Origin of the sequence: Methylorubrum sp. SL192 (assembly GCF_026672325.1) — a bacterium.
GTDB lineage: Bacteria > Pseudomonadota > Alphaproteobacteria > Rhizobiales > Beijerinckiaceae > Methylobacterium > Methylobacterium extorquens.
Genome location: NZ_JAPPQV010000003.1, coordinates 2488474 through 2509246 on the forward strand (window position 1 = coordinate 2488474; position 20773 = coordinate 2509246).

The 20773-nt window shown below is 69.4% G+C and carries 15 protein-coding genes; 8 read left to right on the forward strand and 7 right to left on the reverse strand.

The features are described 5' to 3' along the window. Positions 1-44: 44 nt before the first annotated feature. On the reverse strand, positions 45-884 hold the full coding sequence (coxB, locus tag OVA30_RS12515; protein WP_012254534.1) for a cytochrome c oxidase subunit II: 840 nt from the start codon (positions 882-884) through the stop codon (positions 45-47). A 255-nt stretch (positions 885-1139) separates the two neighbouring features. Here coxB and fdhD point away from each other — a divergent pair, with 255 nt between their 5' ends. After that, positions 1140-2015, forward strand: coding sequence for a formate dehydrogenase accessory sulfurtransferase FdhD (fdhD, locus tag OVA30_RS12520; protein WP_015823456.1), 876 nt, complete (start codon positions 1140-1142; stop codon positions 2013-2015). A gap of 27 nt (positions 2016-2042) precedes the next feature. Here fdhD and OVA30_RS12525 read toward each other — a convergent pair whose 3' ends face one another. Further along, entirely contained in the window at positions 2043-3083 is a 1041-nt protein-coding gene (locus OVA30_RS12525; RefSeq protein ID WP_268175609.1) for a hypothetical protein, read from the reverse strand. 622 nt (positions 3084-3705) lie between these two features. On the opposite strand from OVA30_RS12525, the gene gltB reads away from it, so the two are divergent. The 3 genes from gltB to OVA30_RS12540 all read left to right on the forward strand — a co-directional run bounded on the left by gltB (position 3706) and on the right by OVA30_RS12540 (position 10846). Next, on the forward strand, positions 3706-8424 hold the full coding sequence (gene gltB, locus OVA30_RS12530) for a glutamate synthase large subunit (RefSeq protein ID WP_012254537.1): 4719 nt from the start codon (positions 3706-3708) through the stop codon (positions 8422-8424). A 123-nt stretch (positions 8425-8547) separates the two neighbouring features. Beyond that, positions 8548-9981 (forward strand): glutamate synthase subunit beta, encoded by a 1434-nt coding sequence (locus tag OVA30_RS12535; protein ID WP_003600827.1) that lies wholly within the window; start codon positions 8548-8550, stop codon positions 9979-9981. Between the two features lie 268 nt (positions 9982-10249). Continuing rightward, entirely contained in the window at positions 10250-10846 is a 597-nt protein-coding gene (locus OVA30_RS12540; RefSeq protein WP_442786100.1) for a DUF2087 domain-containing protein, read from the forward strand. Here the strand turns inward: OVA30_RS12540 and OVA30_RS12545 are convergent. Next, entirely contained in the window at positions 10819-11736 is a 918-nt protein-coding gene (locus tag OVA30_RS12545; protein WP_268175611.1) for an MBL fold metallo-hydrolase, read from the reverse strand. The two genes, OVA30_RS12540 and OVA30_RS12545, sit on opposite strands and share 28 nt — an antisense overlap. Before the next feature lie 178 nt (positions 11737-11914). On the opposite strand from OVA30_RS12545, the gene OVA30_RS12550 reads away from it, so the two are divergent. Both OVA30_RS12550 and OVA30_RS12555 read left to right on the forward strand, forming a co-directional pair. Next, entirely contained in the window at positions 11915-13255 is a 1341-nt protein-coding gene (locus OVA30_RS12550) for a sensor histidine kinase (protein ID WP_268175612.1), read from the forward strand. Between the two features lie 5 nt (positions 13256-13260). Next, positions 13261-13923, forward strand: coding sequence for a response regulator (locus tag OVA30_RS12555; protein WP_253388151.1), 663 nt, complete (start codon positions 13261-13263; stop codon positions 13921-13923). A gap of 27 nt (positions 13924-13950) precedes the next feature. Here the strand turns inward: OVA30_RS12555 and OVA30_RS12560 are convergent, their stop codons facing one another. From OVA30_RS12560 to galE, 3 genes are all read right to left on the reverse strand, one after another. After that, entirely contained in the window at positions 13951-15408 is a 1458-nt protein-coding gene (locus tag OVA30_RS12560; RefSeq protein WP_268175613.1) for an SGNH/GDSL hydrolase family protein, read from the reverse strand. Positions 15409-15665: 257 nt separating this feature from the next. After that, entirely contained in the window at positions 15666-16847 is a 1182-nt protein-coding gene (locus tag OVA30_RS12565; RefSeq protein WP_268175614.1) for a lytic murein transglycosylase, read from the reverse strand. Beyond that, a complete protein-coding gene (gene galE / locus OVA30_RS12570) occupies positions 16844-17836 on the reverse strand; it encodes a UDP-glucose 4-epimerase GalE (protein ID WP_268175615.1) in 993 nt (330 codons plus the stop codon). The genes OVA30_RS12565 and galE overlap by 4 nt, the downstream gene beginning before the upstream one ends. Positions 17837-18008: 172 nt before the next feature. Between galE and galU the strand changes: the two genes are divergently transcribed. Next, positions 18009-18875 carry a UTP--glucose-1-phosphate uridylyltransferase GalU gene (galU, locus tag OVA30_RS12575; protein WP_012254544.1) on the forward strand — a complete coding sequence of 289 codons (867 nt, stop codon included), beginning with the start codon at positions 18009-18011 and terminating at the stop codon, positions 18873-18875. Positions 18876-19116: 241 nt separating this feature from the next. Here the strand turns inward: galU and OVA30_RS12580 are convergent, their stop codons facing one another. Beyond that, positions 19117-20013 carry an N-formylglutamate amidohydrolase gene (locus OVA30_RS12580; RefSeq protein ID WP_268175616.1) on the reverse strand — a complete coding sequence of 299 codons (897 nt, stop codon included), beginning with the start codon at positions 20011-20013 and terminating at the stop codon, positions 19117-19119. 306 nt (positions 20014-20319) lie between these two features. Between OVA30_RS12580 and cpdR the strand changes: the two genes are divergently transcribed. Further along, entirely contained in the window at positions 20320-20676 is a 357-nt protein-coding gene (gene cpdR / locus OVA30_RS12585) for a cell cycle two-component system response regulator CpdR (protein ID WP_003603128.1), read from the forward strand. Positions 20677-20773: the final 97 nt, after the last annotated feature.

Consider the following 20773-nt stretch of genomic DNA (forward strand, 5'->3'; position numbering starts at 1 on the left):
TGGCGAAGGGAGATCCGGCCGGCGCGTGCCGGCCCGGAGAAGCGTCAGCGGGCGTCCGCGAGGCGCGCGCCGTTGTCGATCGCGGCGTACTTGGTCTTCGCCTCGGTCAGCCAGTCGGCGTAGGCCTGCTCGCTGACCACGCGCACGGTGATCGGCATGTAGGCGTGACGGGCGCCGCACAGCTCGGAGCACTGGCCGTGATAGGTGCCCTCGCGGTCGGCCTTGAACCACCACTGGTTCAGACGTCCGGGGATGGCGTCGATCTTGCCGCCGAAGGAGGGGATCGCCCAGGAGTGGATGACGTCGTCGGAGGTGACCTGCACCTTCACGACCTTGCCGACCGGGATGACCATGTCGTTGTCGGTCGCGAGCAGCTTGGGCTGCTGCTCCTCGTCGACGTTCGCGTCGAAGGTGAAGCCGCCCTTGTCGCCCTCGGCCGGGTAGACGTAGGACCAGTACCACGCGTGGCCGACGACCTTGACCACGAGGTCGGCCTTCGGATCCGAGAGCTGCGTGCGCAGGGTGCGGAACGAGGGGATCGCCACCGCCACGAGGATCAGGACCGGGATGATGGTCCAGGCCACCTCGATCGCCGTGTTGTGCGTGGTGCGCGACGGCGTCGGATTCGTCTTCTCGTTGAACTTGAAGATGCAGTAGAGAATGAGAACGAGAACGAAGACCGAGATCGCGAAGGCGATCCAGTGCAGCCCGTGCTCGAAGTTGAGGAGGTCAGCGGCCTCGGCCGTGACCGGTATCTGACGGCTCATCTGCCACGGCTCGGGCTGACCGATACCGGCCGCGAGAGCGGAGGAGGACGAACCGAGGAGAGCGCCGAACGCGGCGAGCCCCCACGATGACCGATGTTGCGCCTGCGTCGTCCGCATGTCCCCGCTTGGCTCCCCTGGTGCCTATGGTTTGTTTGCCCTTGAATTTGCCGACGAGCGTCGCAAATCCCAGAACTGCCCGATCGTATCGCGGGCCTTGCCGGTTCCGGCGTGACCGTGTCGCTGCCGGATGGGCGGTTGCGACGTAGAACCATACTGATCAAAAAACCGCAACCACAACAGCGCCCCCAAGCGTCGCTTGGACGCGGTATCAGGGTTGCGCAGCGGGCAATTTGGCTGCCTCTGGGGATACGGATGCAGGACGTCGGCGCAAAACCTGAGCAAGAAGCCGCAGATGACTTCGGCGCGGTCGGCCCCGCGACGTCGGTCAAGGTCGGAACACTCGTCGTTGCCTATGACGCGCCCGAGGCGCGGCCCGATTCCCGGGCGCTGGCCGTAGAGATGCCGGTCAACGTCGTCTACGGCACCGTGCCCTACGCCGTGATGATGCTGACGCCGGCCGATCTCGAAGATTTCGCCTACGGCTTCAGCCTCACCGAGGGCGTGATCGAGGCGCCCGACGAGATCCGGGGCGTCTCGGTGGAACCGGGTGAGGGTGGCTTGAGGCTGCTGGTCGATCTCGCACCCGGGCGGCTGCGCGAGCATCTCGCCCGCAAGCGCGCGATCAGCGGGCGCACCGGCTGCGGCGTCTGCGGCATCGAGGATCTCGCCGCCCTGCCGATTGCCCGGCCCCGCTCCGGCAAGGGCCCGCAGGTGACGCTGGCGGCGATCCAGACGGCGTTGACCGCCCTGTCGGACCGTCAGACGCTCAACCGGGAGACGCGGGCGGTCCACGCGGCCGGCTGGGCCAACCTCGACGGCTCATTGCTGGCGGTGCGCGAGGATGTCGGCCGCCACAATGCTCTGGATAAGTGCATCGGCGCGCTGCTGCGCCAGGGCGTGCGGCCGGACGAGGGCTTTCTCGTCATCACCAGCCGCTGCTCGTTCGAGATGGCGGAGAAGGCCGCCAGCCTGGGCGCCTCGGTGCTGGTGGCGATCTCCGCCCCGACCTCGCTCGCGATCGAGCGGGCGCGCTGCCACGACATGACGCTCTGCGCCATCGCCCGTTCGGACACGCTGACCGTGTTCTCCGGCCGCGAGCGGCTGATCCTGGCCGGGGAGGAGGGCTGAGCCCGGCTTTCCCGGCGCCGAGCCCCGTTACTCGGCGCTGCCGGCCTCACCGGTGCCGCCGGGGACGACCGTCGCCCCACCGATCACCCGCACGTTCTTGCGCGGACCGTCGGCCGGCGGATCCTGCCAGCCCTTGCCGGCGGCCGGCTTCGACTCGGCGGTCTTCGCCGCGTCCTTGGCGGGCTCCGGCTTGGCGGCGTCAGGCTTCGTTTCGGACTTACCGGTTTCCTTGCCAGCTTCCTTGCCGGTTTCGGGCCGGGGCTCGCCCAGCTTCGGCTCGACCGCCTTGGCTTCCTTCGTCTCCGCCTTGTTCCGCTCGGTTTTGGCGGCAGGCGTCATCGTTGGCGACGCGGGCGAACCGGAACGGAGCGAAGGCTCCGGAGCCGTCGGGGCAATGCGCGCTTGGGACGGCAGCTTGGGTGTCGGGGCGGTCCGAACCGCCGCGCGCCGAGGCTGCTCGGAGCGGGTCGCCGCATCCGGATTGACGCCGAGCGGGTTGGCGTCCGGCCGCGCGGCCGGCGGCACGCGCTCGACCCGCGCCGCACCCCGCTCGCTGCCGAGCGGAGCGCTGCGCAGACCGGGAACGGAGGGGATGTCGGCGGGCGGCATGATGCGCTCGGCCTCACGGATCGGACGGCGCGTGCGCATGTCGTCCTCGGTCCAGCCGTAGCCGGGGGCCGCCGGACGGGCCCGGTCGGAGGGATAGTAGACGCCTTCGAGCGGCTCGCGCCCAATCACGTCGCCCCCGCGGGCATCGACCACGAGCCGCACCCGCTGGCCGCGCGGGCTCGTCGCCTCCACGCGGTAGTTCCGCCCGTCGTAGCGCGGACGTCCGATCTCGGAGAAGCCGCGGTCCCGCAGCTCACCGACGACCTCGCGGGACGGCAACATGCCGTCATCCTCGCGGTAGACCACCCGCGGCGGCCCATAGATCTCACGGTAGAAGCCCTGGGCAGCGGCGCTCTGCAGACCGAGGCCGGACAGGAGCGCGGCAACGAGGCCGAATCCGAAACCGCGACGCAGTGCCGCTCTCGTGACTCCACCAGGGGCGTGACGGCTCGAAGCCATAGGACCTCTCGAACCAAGCTGTGCAGAAGAAGAGGAAAGTCCCGGGAGCCCGCTGTTGATCGCGGGTCCCCCGGCGTCACGGCAGACGCATCCCCGCATTCCTTCCGTGCCGGCAAGGTTTTCTAAACGGTTGATTGGGGCGACATTGCGAACCGAGCCGGAACCTGCCAGTGCCATTGTGGTGATGCGGTGCTGCCCGGCACGCGTCCGCGCGCCGAGTACAGGCCGAGAGACGGGTGCGTTGCGCGTATCCGAGGCATGTTCAAAAGGCCGGCGGCGGTGGTCGGCGGCCCCTTGCTGGAATGAATGAAATCTGGCAACGTCCACCTATAGGACAGTAAGACTGTCCCATTTGTCGTGCTTGGCCGTCGGGCCAGCTTTGGGGATCCATCACGTGATCGACGTGACGTCCGAACGAGCTGAGAAACCGGTGACCGTCGAGGCGATCCGGGCGAGCGCCGGCTGAACAAGCCGGAGCTTCAGCCCGCGGGTTGGCGGGCGATTCCGGCAGGAAGAACCTGACCCCACCCGACTCGGTATAAAGAAGGCGGCAGCCCGGACACCGGCGGTGTACGGGCACGAAACATGCTCGCATGCGGGCAGGGTCGGAGATGTGCGGACGATGCGTGAAATCCCGTCTGAGCTGTCGGTGTCGGTCATGAACGCCGAGAAAGCCGCGCCGTCGCGCGCCGGTGCCACGCCGCTGATCCTGCGCGACCCGGGCCTTCCCGCGGCCGAAGGCGCCTACAACCCCGCTCACGAGCGCGACGCCTGCGGCGTCGGCTTCGTCGCGGACATGCACGACCGGCGCAGCCACGCCATCGTCCAGCAGGGTCTCAAGATCCTGGAGAACATCGACCACCGCGGCGCGGTCGGTGCCGACCCGACCATGGGCGACGGCTGCGGCATCCTCACCCAGATCCCGCACGGCTTCTTCTCGGAGGAGTGCTCGCGCCTCGGCTTCGAGCTGCCGCCGGCCGGCCAGTACGCCATCGGCCAGTTCTTCCTGCCGAAGGCGGAGGAGGCCCGCGCCAGCATCGAGGCGATCGTCGAGAAGACGCTGTCCGACGAGGGCCTGCCGCTGCTCGGTTGGCGCGACGTGCCCGTCGACTCGGCCGATCTCGGCAAGGCCGTGAAGGAGACTGAGCCGCATCACCGGCAGGTCTTCATCGGCTGCCCGGCCAGCGTCGCCGATCAGGACGCCTTCGAGCGGCGCGTCTACATCGCCCGCAAGGTGATCTCGAACAAGGTCTACGGCCTCGAAGACGAGCGCGTGAAGGCGTTCTATCCCGTCTCCGTGTCGAGCCGGACCATCGTCTACAAGGGCATGGTGCTCGTGCACCAGCTCGGCCACTACTATCTCGACCTGAAGGATCCGCGCTTCGTCTCGGCGCTGGCGCTCGTCCACCAGCGCTTCGCCACCAACACCTTCCCGACCTGGCGCCTGTCGCACCCCTACCGGATGGTCGCGCATAACGGCGAGATCAACACGCTGCGCGGCAACGTGAACTGGATGGCCGCGCGCCAGGCCAGCGTCGATTCCGAGCTGTTCGGCAACGACATCTCGAAGCTCTGGCCGATCTCCTACGAGGGCCAGTCCGACACCGCCTGCTTCGACAACGCCCTCGAATTCCTCGTGGCTGGCGGCTACTCGCTCGCCCACGCGATGATGATGCTGATCCCAGAAGCCTGGGCCGGCAACCCGCTGATGAGCGAGGAGCGGCGCGCCTTCTACGAGTACCACGCTGCCCTGATGGAGCCGTGGGACGGCCCGGCCGCCGTCGCCTTCACCGACGGACGCCAGATCGGCGCCACCCTCGATCGCAACGGCCTCCGGCCCGCCCGCTACATCGTCACCGATGACGGCCTCGTCGTGCTCGCCTCCGAGATGGGCGTGCTGCCGATCCCCGACGAGAAGATCGTCCAGTCCTGGCGCCTGCAGCCGGGCCGGATGCTGCTGATCGATCTGGAGAAGGGCCGCATCGTCTCCGACGAGGAGATCAAGGGCGAACTGGCCTCCGCGCATCCCTATGCCGAGTGGGTGAAGAACACCCAGATCGTGCTGGAGGATCTGCACCCGATTCAGCCGCGGGCCTCGCGCACGGACGTGCCCCTGCTCGATCGCCAGCAGGCCTTCGGCTACACCCAGGAAGACCTCAAGCTGCTCATGGCCCCCATGGCCGTGACCGGCCAGGAGGCCGTCGGCTCCATGGGCTCGGACACGCCGCTCTCGGCGCTCTCCGACAAGCCGAAGCTGCTCTACACCTACTTCAAGCAGAACTTCGCGCAGGTCACCAACCCGCCGATCGACCCGATCCGCGAGGAGGCCGTGATGAGCCTCGTCTCGTTCATCGGCCCGCGCCCGAACCTGCTGGACATGGAGGGCGCTTCCCGCCGCAAGCGGCTCGAAGTGCGTCAGCCGATCCTGACCAACGGCGACCTCGAGAAGATCCGCTCGATCTCGCACTTCGAGGACCGCTTCGACACCCGCACGCTCGACATCACCTACGCGGCCGAGTCCGGCGCTGGGGCGATGGAGGGTGCGCTCGATCGCCTGTGCGACCGGGCCGAGGTCGCGGTGCGCGGCGGCTACAACATCATCATCCTGTCGGACCGCATGGTCGGGCCGGACCGCATCCCGATCCCGGCGCTGCTCGCGACCGCGGCCGTGCACAACTACCTGATCCGCAAGGGGCTTCGCACCTCGGTCGGCCTCGTGGTCGAGTCGGGCGAGCCGCGCGAGGTGCATCACTTCGCCTGTCTGGCCGGCTACGGCGCGGAGGCGATCAACCCCTATCTCGCCTTCGAGACGCTGATCGCGATGAAGGGCGAGTTCCCGCCGGACCTGACCGACGACGAGATCGTCTACCGCTACATCAAGTCGATCGATAAGGGCCTGCTCAAGGTCATGTCCAAGATGGGCATCTCGACCTACCAGTCCTATTGCGGCGCGCAGATCTTCGACGCGATCGGCCTGAACTCCGACTTCGTGGCCAAGGACTTCTTCGGCACGGCGACGACGGTCGAGGGCATCGGCATGGCCGAGGTCGCCCAGGAGACGACCCTGCGCCACCAGGACGCCTTCGGCGACGCCCCGATCTACCGCAACGCGCTCGATGTCGGCGGCGAGTACGCCTACCGCCTGCGCGGCGAGACCCACACCTGGACGCCCGACACCGTGGCGACGCTGCAGCACGCGGTGCGCCTCGGCGCGGCCGAGCGCTACCGCGAATACGCCCGGCTGGTGAACGAGCAGGAGAACCACCTCAAGACCCTGCGCGGCCTGTTCCGGGTCAAGACCGCCGCCGATCTCGGCCGCCAGCCGGTCGACATCTCGGCGGTCGAGCCGGCCTCCGAGATCGTCAAGCGCTTCGCCACCGGCGCGATGTCCTACGGGTCGATCTCGAAGGAGGCGCACGAGACGCTGGCCATCGCGATGAACTCGTTCGGCGGTCGCTCGAACTCGGGTGAGGGCGGCGAGGAGCCGCGCCGGTTCATCACCGGGCCGGACGGGCGCTCGCGCCGCTCGGCGATCAAGCAGGTGGCGTCGGGCCGCTTCGGTGTCACCACCGAGTATCTCGTCAACGCCGACATGATGCAGATCAAGGTCTCGCAGGGTGCCAAGCCCGGCGAGGGCGGCCAGCTGCCCGGTCACAAGGTCGATGCCAAGATCGCCAAGGTCCGCTACGCGACCCCGGGCGTCGGCCTGATCTCGCCGCCGCCGCACCATGACATCTACTCGATCGAGGATCTGGCCCAGCTCATCTTCGACCTGAAGAACGTGAACCCGGCCGCCGACGTCTCGGTGAAGCTGGTCTCCGAGGTCGGCGTCGGCACGGTCGCCGCGGGCGTCGCCAAGGCGCGCGCGGACCACATCACGATCTCGGGCTTCGATGGCGGGACGGGTGCGGCCCCGCTCACCTCGATCAAGCATGCGGGCGGTCCCTGGGAGACGGGTCTGGCCGAGACGCAGCAGACGCTGGTGATGAACGGCCTGCGCGGCCGGGTCGCGCTCCAGGCCGATGGCGGCATCCGCACCGGCAAGGACGTGATGATCGCAGTGCTGCTGGGCGCCGACCAGATCGGCTTCTCGACCGCGCCGTTGATCGCGGCCGGCTGCATCATGATGCGCAAGTGCCACCTCAACACCTGCCCCGTGGGTGTCGCCACCCAGGACCCGGTGCTGCGCAAGCGCTTCAAGGGCACCCCAGAGCACGTCATCAACTACTTCTTCTTCGTAGCCGAAGAGCTGCGGGAGCTGATGGCGGCGATGGGCTTCACCAAGCTCGAGGACCTGATCGGCCGCTCCGACCTCCTCGACAAGCGCGACGCGATCGAGCACTGGAAGGCCCGCGGCCTCGACTTCTCGAAGCTGTTCCACCGGCCGAATGTCGGGCCGGAGGTGGCGATCCGTCACGTCGAGACGCAGCACCACCCGATCGACACGGTGCTCGACCGCCGCCTGATCGCGGGCGCCGAGACGGCCATCGAAACCGGCGAGCCGGTCGTGCTCACCGACGTGATCCGCAACTCGGATCGCGCGGCGGGCGCCATGCTCTCCGGCGCGGTGGCCAAGCGCCACGGGCATGACGGGCTTCCCGACGACACCATCGTGGTCAAGCTCAACGGCACCGCCGGGCAGAGCTTCGGCGCGTGGCTCGCCGCGGGCGTCACCCTCGACCTGACCGGCCACGGCAACGACTATGTCGGCAAGGGCCTGTCGGGCGGCAAGCTGATCATCCGTCCGAGCGACGCGCTGAAGGCGCCCCCCGCCCGTACGATCATGGCCGGCAACACCGTGCTCTACGGGGCGATCGCGGGCGAGTGCTACATCCGCGGTGCGGCGGGCGAGCGCTTCGCCGTGCGCAACTCCGGCGCCATCACCGTGGTCGAGGGCATGGGCGACCATGGCTGCGAGTACATGACCGGCGGCGTCGTGGTCTCCATCGGCGTGACGGGGCGCAACTTCGCGGCCGGCATGTCCGGCGGCATCGCCTACGTGCTCGACGAGGACGGCTCGTTCCGCGATCGCTGCAACCTGTCGATGGTCGATCTGGAGCCGGTGGAGGAGGAGGACGACCTCATGCGCCGCTTCCACCAGGACGGCGACCTGGAGACCAAGGGCCGGGTCGACATCCTCGCGGACATGTCGGGCCACGACGAGGAGCGCCTGTCGCAGCTCCTCACCAACCACATGAAGTATACGGGTTCGCCGAAGGCCAAGCAGATCCTCGACGAGTGGGCGGCGTTCCGCACCAAGTTCGTGAAGGTGATGCCGGTCGAGTACCGCCGGGCGCTGCGCGAGATGGAAATGGCGCGCATGCCGGTGGCGGCGGAGTAATCGAGCGTCATCAAGGCGGGCCATACCGGTCGGCGGCAGAAAGCCGCCGACCGGTTCACAGTGATGCCGGGCAGACGGCAAGGCCGCGTGGTCGAGAGATCCGCGCCTGCGAAGGACTGATCGATGGGCAAGGTCACCGGGTTTCTCGAATTCGACCGGCAGGAGCAGAAGTATCAGCTCGCCGCCGACCGCGTGCGGCACTTCCGCGAATTCACGCTGCCGCTCGACGAGCACGACCTGTCCAAACAGGCCGCGCGCTGCATGGATTGCGGCATCCCGTTCTGCCACGGGCCGACCGGCTGTCCGGTCCACAACCAGATCCCGGACTGGAACGACCTCGTCTACCAGTCGGACTGGGAGGAGGCCTCGCGTAACCTCCACTCGACCAACAATTTTCCGGAGTTCACCGGCCGCATCTGCCCCGCGCCCTGCGAGGAGGCCTGCACGCTGAACCTCGAGAACCAGCCGGTCGCCATCAAGACGATCGAGCAGGCGATCGCGGATCGCGCCTGGAACATGGGCTGGGTGAAGCCCGAGCCGTCGGCAAACCGCACCGGCAAGCGCGTGGCGGTGATCGGCTCCGGACCGGCTGGCATGGCGGCGGCCCAGCAGCTCGCCCGCGTCGGCCACGACGTGCACGTCTACGAGCGCGAGCCCAAGGCCGGCGGCCTGCTGCGCTACGGCATCCCCGACTTCAAGATGGAGAAGCGCCACATCGACCGGCGCGTGAAGCAGATGGAAGCCGAGGGCGTGGTCTTCCACTACAAGGCCAACATCGGGGTCAACGTGCCCCTGGAGGACCTGACGAGCCAGTTCGACGCCGTGCTGTTCTGCGGCGGCGCCGAGGATCCGCGCAACCCGCAGCTTCCGGGGCAGGAACTCGACGGCGTGCACTACGCCATGCCCTTCCTGGTGCAGTCGAACCGCCGGGTCGGCGCCGAGCCGATGCCGGGCAACGGCGAATTGCCGATTCTCGCCGCCGGCAAGAACGTCGTCGTTATCGGCGGCGGCGATACGGCGTCCGACTGCGTCGGCACCTCGTTCCGCCAGGGCGCGCTCTCGGTCACCCAGCTCGACATCCGCCCGCGCCCGCCGGAGCGCGAGGACAAGCTGACGGTGTGGCCCTATTGGCCGACCAAGATGCGCACCTCGTCGAGCCAAGCGGAGGGCGCGGAGCGCGAGTTCCAGGCCGCGACCCTGCGGCTGGAGGGCAACCGCAAGGGCCAGCTCACCGGCGTGGTTTGCGCCCGCGTCGATGAGAAGCGCCAGCCGATCGAGGGCAGCGAGTTCGTGCTGCCGGCCGACCTCGTCTTCATGGCGATCGGCTTTGCCGGTTCGGTGCAGAAGGGTCTCGTCGCGGAATCGGGCGTGGCCGTGGACAAGCGCGGCAACGTCGCGGCCAACGATCAGAACTACCTGACCTCGAACCCGAAGATCTACGTTGCGGGCGACATGCGCCGGGGCCAGTCCCTGGTGGTCTGGGCGATCCGCGAGGGCCGTCAGGCCGCCCGCTCGATCGACGAGGCGTTGATGGGCGCGACTGTCCTGCCGCTCTGAACCGCGTCGCATCCGGACCGATCACGGGGGGCATTGCCGGGAGGCGGTGCCCCCTTTTCCATCGCCGGCGCTCGACTGATGCGAGCGCTCCGGCTTGCCGTCATCGCAGGCAATGCTACGATGCCGGCGGGTCTGCAGATCACCCAGGCGTCACCGCCCCGAAAGGGGAGCTAAACCTGCAACCGCCACCCTGGGCATGACATCATTCCCGTGCCGCGTCGCAAGCCGGTGACCCTCGACCTCCGATCCGGAGAACGGCACTCGGAGAATGACCGTGCCGAGAGAGCTGATTCCCTACGCGACCGATGACGTATCGGCGCTGGCCAAGTCCCTTCGCAGCCAGATGACGGCGCGAACGAAACCGCCGAGCCACGTCGAGATGCTCAACATGCTGGCCCGGGCGGCCGGGCACCGCAACTTCCAGCATCTTCGCGGGCTGGCGGCGGGTCTCGTGCCGCGCGCCTCCGACGCCGTCGGAGCGCCCGCTCAGGCCGATGGCGCGCTCGTCGCTCGGGCCGCCCGCTGCTTCGACGCGCAGGGGCGGCTGACGAGTTGGCCAGCCCGCCGATCGGTTCAGGATCTCTGTCTTTGGGCGATCTGGTCGGCGCTTCCCCGCGACCGCCTGTTCGACGAGCGCGGCATCAGCGCGCTCCTCGACACACTGCACCGGTTCGGCGATCCGGCCATCATTCGGCGCACGATGTGCCATCTCGGCCTGATGAGCCGGACCGTGGACGGCCGCGATTATCGCCGCATCGAGCGGGCGCCGACGCCCGAAGCGGCGGCGCTGATCCGGTTGCTTCGCGAGCGGGCGCGCGGCGCGGTCGGACCGCAGGGTCAGGGTGCGGCGGAGACCAGTTCGTAGCCCGCGCCGGCCCGCTCGATCCGGCCTCGGCTCGCCAGGTGCATCCCGGCGACGTCGAGCCCCTCACTGGCAGCCCGGTCGAAGATGCGCCGCCGCGTGGCAATCGCCTCCGCCGGATCGGTATCCCAGATCACGGTCCAGTCCGGATGCGGCACCTGCAGCAGGCGGGAGTGGAGGATGTCGCCCCAGATCAGCAGCCGCTCCGACCCGTCTTCGATCAGCACGCCCGCATGACCAGGGGTGTGCCCCGGCAGCGGCAGGAACGAGACGCCGGGGGCGAGTTCGGCCGCGCCGGAGACGCGGCGCACCCGGCCGGCATAGGCGGCCAGCACGGCCTGCGCGGTGTCGAAGAACAGCCCCATCGCGGCGGGTGCACGGGAACGCGCACCGGCATCCGACCAGTAGGCGGCCTCGCGCTCCTGAAGCACCAGCTCGGCGTGGGCGAAGCGGGCGCGGCCATCGCCCGTGAGCAGGCCGCCCGCGTGGTCGGCGTGCAGGTGAGTCAACCATACGGTCTCGATCTGGTCGGGGCCCAACCCCTCCGCGGCGAGAGCCGCCGTCACCCGGTCGAAGCCCGGCCCGAACACCGTTCCGCAACCCGCATCGAGCAACCCGTGCCATGCCCCGCGCCGGATCAGGAACGCATTGACCGGTTCGGGTGAGGGGCCACTCGGCGGCAAGCCGGCTTGGGCGAGCAAGGCGCGTCCGGCCTCGCTGTCGGCGCCGGGGATCATACTCGGCTCAAGCGGGAAGTGGCCGTCGCGCAGCGGCGTGACGGTGAAGGCGCCGACGCGATCGGCGGGAGCCGCAGCCCGTGCTTCGGGAAAGCGAAGGATCGACAGGCAGGCACCCGCGGCGAGGACGGCTCGACGGGTCGGCAGAGGGAGCATCGGCGGCAATCCGGGCGAGGGGAAGGGCGATCGAAATCCTGCGCCGCCTCGTCACGGTCGCCCAGGGAACGGCTCCCGCTTCCGCGCGGGCATTTTTCCCGACATCCCTTCGTCCCCCTTGCGCCCCGGACGGCGGCCGGTGCCATCTTGGGCGACGCTCCCCTGCACGGTCGCCCCGATGAGCCTGCCTGCGCATCTCGCCCTGCGCCTTCTGATCGTGACCCTGCTCTGTCTGGCGGGCGCCGTCGCCTGGACCCTGTGGGACGGGCGCAGCGCCCTGCGGGTTGAGTCTGCGGTATCGGCGGAGCGGATCGCCGCAGCGCTTGCCCGGCAACCGGGGCTCGGCAGCGTCGGGCCGGCGGCGCTGCCGGTCGGAGAACCCCAGGCCGAGCCGACCGTCCTGATGCTGCTGCCGGGGATCTGCGCCGAGATCCGCCTCGGCAGCGAGGTGCCGCGGCGGCTCTGCGGCGATTGGGATGGGCTCGGCACGGCCCCGTCCTGGCTCGCGGCCCTCCTGTCGGCGAGGACCCTCGGCGATCCGGTCGTCCGAGAGATCGTCTATCGCGGACGCCGGCTCGGCACCGTCGCGGCTTGGCCCGATTCCGGTGCGGCAGCGGGGCGCGCGTGGCGGCAGGTGCGGTTCGCGAGCGGCCTTGCCCTCTCGCTCGCCGGAGCCACGGCGATCCTCGGGTGGCTCGCCGCCGCCGGCCTCGTCGCGCCCGCGGGACGGATCGTGCGCCATCTGGACGGCTTCGATGCTGGCGCATCCCGTCCGCCCCTGCCGCGCTTTAGGGCGGCGGAGTTCGACCGGATCGCCACCGCCTTCGACGCGCTCGCCGGGCGGCTGGCCCGTACCGAGAGCGAGCGGACCGCCTTGATGCAGCGGCTGGTGCACGTGCAGGAAGAAGAGCGGCAGAGCCTCGCCAGCGACCTGCACGACGCGTTTGGCCAATGCCTTGCCGCCGCCGGGGCGCTCGCAGCCGCGATCGAGGCCGGCGCGCCGACGGACCGCGCAGATCTGCGCGCCGATGCGCGCGGCATCGAGGCGGTCGTCGCCGCCATGCGCGAGAGCCTGCGCGGTGCCCTGGCTCAGCTCGAACTCCCCGACTTTGCCGGGATCGGCTTGGGCGACGGCATCCGCGGCCTCGTCTCGGACTGGCGGGCGCGGCTACGGACCGGGCCGAACCTGCACCTCGATATGGAGGGCGACTGGTCGGGCCTGTCCGGCGAGGCGTCCGCGAGCCTCTATCGGATCACGCAGGAATTGCTGACCAACGCCTTGCGGCACGGACGACCGAGCCGGGTCTTCCTGCGGCTGCAGCGCGCCGGCACCGGCGGCGGGACCGTCACGCTGACCGTGGACGACGACGGCGGGGGTGATGCTGCCCGCGCGGCTAGCGCGTCCGGCCGCGGACTTCCCGGAATCCGCGCCCGGCTCGCCGCCCTCGGCGGCCAACTCTCTCTCACCGGGAACGGCAGCGGCATCTGCGCCCGCGTCACCGTTCCGGTTCACGGGTGAGGCGGATGATGACGAACATCCTCCTCGTCGATGACCATCCCGTCGTGCGTGAGGGCTATCGCCGCCTGTTCGAACGGCAGCCGGGTTTCACGGTCGTGGCGGAGGCCGCGACCGCGGCGGAGGCCTACCGCCTCTACAAGGCGCAGAGGCCGAACCTCGTGATCCTCGACCTGTCGCTGCCGGGGCCGAGCGGCATCGAGGCGATCCGGCATATCCGGCAATGGGACGGCGCGGCCCGCATCCTCGTCTTCAGCATGCGCACAGGCGCCGCCATCGCGCGCCAAGCCTTCGCGGCGGGCGCCAGCGGCTATGTCAGCAAGGCGAGCGCCCCCCGCGAGCTGCTTGAGGCGGCCGCGGGCGTCCTGCGCGGCGAGCGGGCCATGAGCGCCGACATCGCCCTGGCGATCGCGCAGGACGAGGTGGCCGGCGGGCGCAGCAGCCTCGACGAACTCAGCCCGCGCGAGGTCGAGATCCTCGGCATGACGGCAGCGGGTGCCACGGCGCAGACCATCGCCGAGGCGCTGTGCCTCAGCCTCAAGACGGTCCAGAACAATCTCTCGCTGATCCGGGCCAAGCTCGGCGCCCGCACGGACGCCCATCTGGTCTGGATCGCCGTCGGCGCCGGGCTCGTGGCAACCCCGCACGGCCCACCCGCCGCCGAGACGTGATCGACCTCGTTCGGCGGTTGAGGAGGACTATCCCGGCGGCCAGCGGAAATCGTCCGCTCGGCCAGGCTGGGGCAGGGGGGCGGCGCCGCGCTGCAGGCTGCGCTCGCGGGTGCCGGTGGCATCCCCCTCCTGCGGACGTGCGGTGAGGAGCGTCCCGCCCGGCGAGGTCTCGGTGCGGCCGAGCGGCACCACCGGCCCCGCCGCGGGCTTGACCGGCAGGCTCGGGATGCCCGGCGGCTCGGGCAGGCTCGGCAGCATCGCCGTGATCTTGCGATCGATCGCCGCCGTGTCATCGACGCCCAATCCGACACCACCCTCGCCGGGCGTGGCGGCGATCGCGGCGGCGGGCTGCTCGGAGGTCAGGCCGCCCTTCTCCCCCATCAGGCGCTTCAGCTCCACGTCGGCGAAATGGGCGACCTTGCGCGAGCCGGCGGCGGTAAAGTGAATCCCGTCCGAGGTGCGCAGCCGCGCCTCCTGGCCGTCCACGTCGGGCCCCGAGGCGGTGAAGCGGTTGCGGTCGTCCACGAAGCCTTGCCAGACCTCGGCATAGGATTGGCCGGCCCGCTGCACCCGCTCGCGCACGAGATCGTTGATGGCGGCAAAGTCGCGGCTCAGGCTCTCGCTGCGGACCGGCGGCAGGCCGACCCAGATCAGCGGCACCTTGTGCTCGGCAAACACCTTCGCGACCTCATCGACCCGTGCCGCGTAGATCTCGCGCCACTTGTCGGACAGGGCCTCGACGCTCTGGTCGCCCTCGCGGATCGCCTGCCGGTCATTCAAGCCGATCATCATCAGGGCGTAGGAGACTTTGGGCGTGGCCTTGAGAAAATCCTCGGCGGTCTTGGCCCAATCGACGAGATCCTTGCGCACGAGGCCACTATCGGCCTTCGAGCGGTCGAGCACGGCGACCTCGGCATTGTCGGAGAAGGCGTCATCGGCGCCCTTGGCGAGGTAGCCCGCGAGCGAGTCGCCGAACACGGCAATCTGCGTCGTCGGCGCCGCCTTCGGCACCTTGGCCTTGGGCTGCGCCACCGCGGGGGCGGGGCTCGGCCGGCGGCGGCGGGCGGCACGCTCCTCGTCGGAGCGGCCCGCGGTGGTGGGGGCGGGGGCAGCGGCAGGCGCACGCGGGCGCGACGGCCGGGCATAGCCGGGCGCGGGCTGGGGCGGCGGGGTCGGCTGGGCGCGCGGCTGGTCCTCCCACGGCCAGTAGAACTGGCGCGGCGCCTCCTGCGGCGGCGCGGCCCGGCGGGCGGGGGCCCGGCCGTAGCCGTACTCGTCGGCATAGGCGCCGCGGGCCCGGCGGCGCGGTGGCGGCGCGGCGTAGGGATCGGCCGCGGGTGCGTCGTAGCTGTCGCCCCATTGCGCCGCGGCCGGCTGCGGCAGGGCGGACCACGCCGCCGTGAGCCACAGCGCCGCGAGGAGGAGGAGGCCGAGGATCGCAGGAAAGCGCGGCAGCGCAGTGCGATCGGTCGGGCGGCGTTGCATGCGCGAAGCCTTGATCGAAGGGGAGGGGCCGGAGCGGGTCCGACCACACATCCGGTCAGGATAGCGCCTTGAGGCGCGCGCGTCTAAGCGTGCCTTACGACACGCCCGATCACCCATCTGGCACGACGGCGCAGCGGGCGCTTCGTGAGAGACACGAGAGCCGTATCCGACCTGATTGCATCAGGACGGCGTCTCTAGGTCTTTGTTTTAACGCGCATTCTTTCGACGAACCGGTGGCCACTTCGTCGGAATGCGCTCTATGGCCGTCCCTCCAGGCGCTCCAGAAGTGCGGGCCGGGCGTAGCCGTCGGCGGGCAGGCCCTCGCGGATCTGGTACTGCCGCACCGCCTCGCGCAGCTTCGGGCCGGCGCGTCCATCCTGTTCGCCGGCATAGAGCCCTTTCGCGGCGAGCCCCGCCTGGAGACGCTTGAGGCCCGGCCCGTCGAGGCGGGCGGCGCCGTTGGGCCAGGGCGCGGCGAGCGCCGGGCCGCCGGCCAGCCGGTCGGCGAGGTGGCCGACCGCCAGCGCGTAGGAATCGCTGGTGTTGTAGCCGCGGATCACCTCGAAATTGTCGGTGATGAGGAAGACCGAGCTCCCGAGCCCGCCCGGCAGGAACAGGCTGGCCTCGCCGCCTGTCGGCAAGGGTTTGCCGTCGATGCGGCGCACCCCGCGGGCGGCGAAGTCGGCGAGCGGGCCGCGGTAGCGGGTCAGGTCGAAATCCTTCGGCAGGCTGACCTCGTAGCCCCAGGACAGGCCGGGCTTCCAGCCGAGCGATTGCAGGTAATGCGCGATGGAGGCCAGCGCATCGGCCTCGGAACGCCAGATGTCGCGCCGCCCGTCGCCGTCGAAATCGACCGCCTCCCGCAGGTAGACCGAGGGCAGGAACTGCACCTGCCCCATGGCGCCGGCCCAGGAGCCGACCATCCGCGCCGGCTCGATATCGCCGTTCTCGAGGATCTGGAGGGCGGCCAGCAACTCGTCGCGAAAAAGGGTTCCGCGGTGCCGGGCATAAGCGAGGCTCGCCAGCGCGCGGACCGTCGGTAAAGAGCCGGCGCTGGCGCCGAAATCCGACTCGACCCCCCAGAAGGCCAGCACGACCGAGCGCGGCACGCCGGTCTTCGCCTCGATGGCGGCGAGGGTGGCCGCGAGCCGCTTGCCCTGCGCCTGCCCCCGGGTGATGCGGGCGCCCGAGACCGCGCCGACGAGGTAGTCCCAGACCGGCCGGCTGAACTCGCTCTGGCGGCGAGTGCGGGCGACGACGTCCGGGTCCGGCCCCTGCACGCCGGCAAACGCCGCGTCGAAGGTCTTCGGCGAGATGCCGCGGGCCGTGGCGTCGGGGCGCAGCGACGCGATGAAGCCGGAGAAGTCGCTATCCTGCGCCGGGGCCGGCCCCGCCAGCAGCGCGAGCGCGAGGATGAGGGCGGCGCGGGGTGATCTCACCGGCGGTTCCGCTTGGCCAGGGTATCCTCCCAGGCAAGCGCCTGGGCGACGATGACGTCGAGGTCGTCGTACTTGGGGGTCCAGCCGAGTTCGTTGCGGATGCGGTCGGCGCCGGCGATGATCTGGGCCGGATCGCCGGGCCGGCGGGGCGACAGCCGCACCTCGAAGTCGCGGCCGGAGATGCGCTTGACCACCTCCACGACCTCCAGAACCGAGTAGCCCCGGCCGTAGCCGCAATTGACGGTCAGGCTGTCGCCGCCGCCGCGCAGATAGTCGAGGACGGTGAGATGCGCCGCGGCCAGATCCGAGACCTGGATGTAGTCGCGCAGGCAGGAGCCGTCGCGGGTGGGGTAATCGGTGCCGAACACCTCCAGATGCGTGCGCTGGCCGAGTGCTGCTTGCGTCGCGACCTTGATGAGGTGGGTGGCCGCCGGCATCGATTGCCCGGAACGCCCGCGCGGATCGGCCCCGGCCACGTTGAAGTAGCGCAGCACCCCGTAGGTGAAGCCGTGCGCGGCGGCGGCATCCGCGAGCATCCACTCGCTCATCAGCTTCGAGCGGCCGTAGGGGTTGATCGGGTTCGGCGCCAGGGTCTCGGGCACCGGCACGATCTCGGGCTCGCCATAGACGGCGGCCGTCGAGGAGAAGATGAAGTGCCGCACCTTCGTGCGCACCGCGGTCTCGATCAGCGCGCGCGTCTTAACGGTGTTGGCGAGATAGTAGCCGAGCGGGTCGGCGACCGATTCCGGCACGATGATCTTGGCCGCGAAATGCGCGACCGTGTCGATCTGGTGGCGCAGAATGGTCTCGGTGACGAGGGCTTGGTCGGCCACGTCGCCGACGACGAGACGCACTTCCGGAGGCAGGACCCAGTCGTAACCGGTCGAGAGGTCGTCGAGGACCACGACCTCCTCATGCCCGGCATCAACCAGTGCGAGCACCATGTGGCTGCCGATATAACCGGCGCCGCCCGTGACCAGAACCGCCATCGTCCACCCCTGATCCGTCTTCGTCAGCCGTCAGCCGAAGCGCCAGCCGCGTCTTATGACAAAATTCTGCCAATCCTAACCCAAGCGGGGCTGTTAGCGGCGGCCTGCGTGCTATTTGATCCGTTGTCGATCAGGGCTCGCCCCGACACACGCTAAAATGGGGTCCCGCCAGATGAAACGAATTCGCAAGGCCGTCCTTCCCGTCGCGGGTCTCGGCACGCGCTTCCTGCCGGCCACCAAGGCCGTTCCGAAGGAGATGCTCACCGTCGTCGACCGCCCGGTCGTCCAGCACGTCGTCGATGAAGCCCGCGAGGCCGGCATCGAACACTTCATCTTCGTGACCGGCCGCGGCAAGGCGGTGATCGAGGATCATTTCGATATCGCGTTCGAATTGGACCACATGCTGCAGGAGCGCGGCAAGCAGGCGGCCTACGAGGAGTTGAAGAAGGACCTGCCCAAGGCCGGCCAGACCAGCTTCACCCGGCAGCAGGCGCCGCTGGGCCTCGGCCACGCCGTCTGGTGCGCCCGCGAGATCGTCGGCGACGAACCCTTCGCCGTGCTGCTGCCCGACATGCTGAGCCGCGGCTGCATGGGCCAGATGCTGAAGGCCTACGAGCAGCATGGCGGCAACGTCATCGCCGTGGAAGAGGTGAAGCCCGAGGAGACCCACCAGTACGGCATCGTCGCCGTCGGCGAGACCTTCGGCCAGACCTTCGAGATCACCGGCATGGTCGAGAAGCCTAAGCAGGGCACCGCGCCCTCGAACTACATCATCTCCGGCCGCTACATCCTCCAGCCCGAGATCTTCTCGATTCTGGAGCGGGGCGAGACCGGCGCGGGCGGTGAGATCCAGCTCACCGACGCGATGATCCGGCTGGCCGAAGAGCAGAAGTTCTACGGCATGCGCTTCGATGGGCGCACCTACGACACCGGGTCCAAGATCGGCTTCCTCACCGCCAACCTCGCCTACGGCCTGGAGCGGCCGGAACTGGCCGATGCCCTGAAAGCGGAGATCCGCGCGCTTCTCGGCGAGGCCTGATCCGGTTCTCTGTGCGCGTGCCGGACAGATATGCGCGGCGCACATGTGGAAACCGTTTCATCGCCCTTGCGATTTGTGCAGCGCGATGCGATTTGTGCATTGCGAGATCGCGATGGCGTCGCGGTCCCGCAGCCCTTCTTGGGCGTTTCCTCCCTAGACTTCGGGCCGTCCTTCGGGGCGGCCTTTTTTTGTCCAAAGCGTCGATTCGGGAGGGCTGAAAGCCCCGTTCCGATTCGGGCGGCTACTCTGCTGCGATGCGGTGCGACGGCAGCTCGACCGTCTCGGCAGCGACCCCGGCGACAACCTCGGCGAGATGGTCCGCGAGTGTCACGAAGCCGGCCGTCAGCGCCAGCGACTGCTCGTTCATGTAGAGCGCCCGGTTGATCTCGATCTGCAGCGCGTGCCGCCCGAGGCCGGGTTCGCCGTAATGCTCGGTGATGAAGCCGCCGGCATAGGGCTTGTTGCGCACCACCTTGTAGCCGAGAGCCCTCAGCCGGCTCTCGAACCCATCGACCAGCGCCGGCAGGCAGGCCGTGCCGAAGCGGTCGCCGAGCACGAAATCGGCCTGGGCGCTCTCGTCGCGCCCGAGACTCGAGGACGGCATCGAGTGGCAATCGATCAGGAAGGACCGGCCGAAGGTCCGTGCCGTGCGATGGATCAGGCCGCGCAGGGTTCGGTGATACGGCTTGTAGAGCGTCTCGATGCGCCGCACCGCCTCCTCCACCGGTAGCCGCTCCCGGTAAATCTCCTGTCCGTCGGCGACGATGCGCGGCACCGTACCCAGCCCTCCGGCTACCCGCATCGAGCGGGTGTTGGCGTAGGACGGAAGGCGGCCGGCGAACATCCGCGGGTCGAGCTCGTAGGGCTCGCGGTTCACGTCGAGATAGGCGCGGGGGAAGTTCGCCCGCATCAAGGGCGCGCCGAGGCCCACGACCGCAGCGAACAGCCGGTCGACATGGGCATCCTCCGAGCGGCGCAGGGCCAGCGCGTCGAGCCGAGAGGCCGCGAGGAAGGAGTCCGGGTAATGCGCGCCGGAATGCGGCGTGTTGAACACGAAGGGGATCGCGTGCTGCGCCGGCTCGTCCACGGCGAAGGGTGGATCGAACGCCTCGGCTCCGTCTGGCTGTGAAGGGCTCATCGAGAAGCGGGGGCCTGACCGTGGCACGGAAGGGACATGGCGCTACTTTGCGGCGCCTCGTCCGCCCTGTCCACCATGCGCCGCACAGAGCCGGGAGAGGAGGGGACAGCGCCCCGCGATTGTCGGGTGCGTCGCGACACCGGGCGCGTTTAACGCTCTGTTTACCAAGCCGACGCTTTATGAAATGAACACCCACCGAGCATCTCTCGCAAAGCGCCGACAGCGCTGTCATGCCCTCAAGCGGCATGGTAGCGACCGGCCTTTCCTGAGACACTCCAAGGCGCATGGGCACCGGGACGCCGTTCGATGAAGATCCTGCTCGCGGAAGACGACAACGACATGCGTCGGTTTCTGGCCAAGGCGCTCCAGAACGCCGGCTACGACGTGCTGTCCTTCGACAACGGCCTTTCCGCCTATAATCGCCTGCGCGAGGAGCCGTTCGAGCTTCTCCTGACCGACATCGTCATGCCGGAGATGGACGGCATCGAGTTGGCGCGCCGCGCCACCGAACTCGATCCCGACATCAAGGTGATGTTCATCACCGGCTTTGCCGCGGTGGCGCTGAACCCGGATTCGAAGGCGCCCAAGGATGCGAAGGTGCTCTCGAAGCCCTTCCACCTGCGCGACCTCGTCAACGAGGTCGAGAAGCTGCTGGCCGCCTAAACCCGCCTGAGCGGAGAGCCGGGGCAGCAATCGCCCGACTCTGTGACCCGGCCGCAGTAGGAAGATCCGCGCGGCTCGCCTATATCCGTCGCTTCTC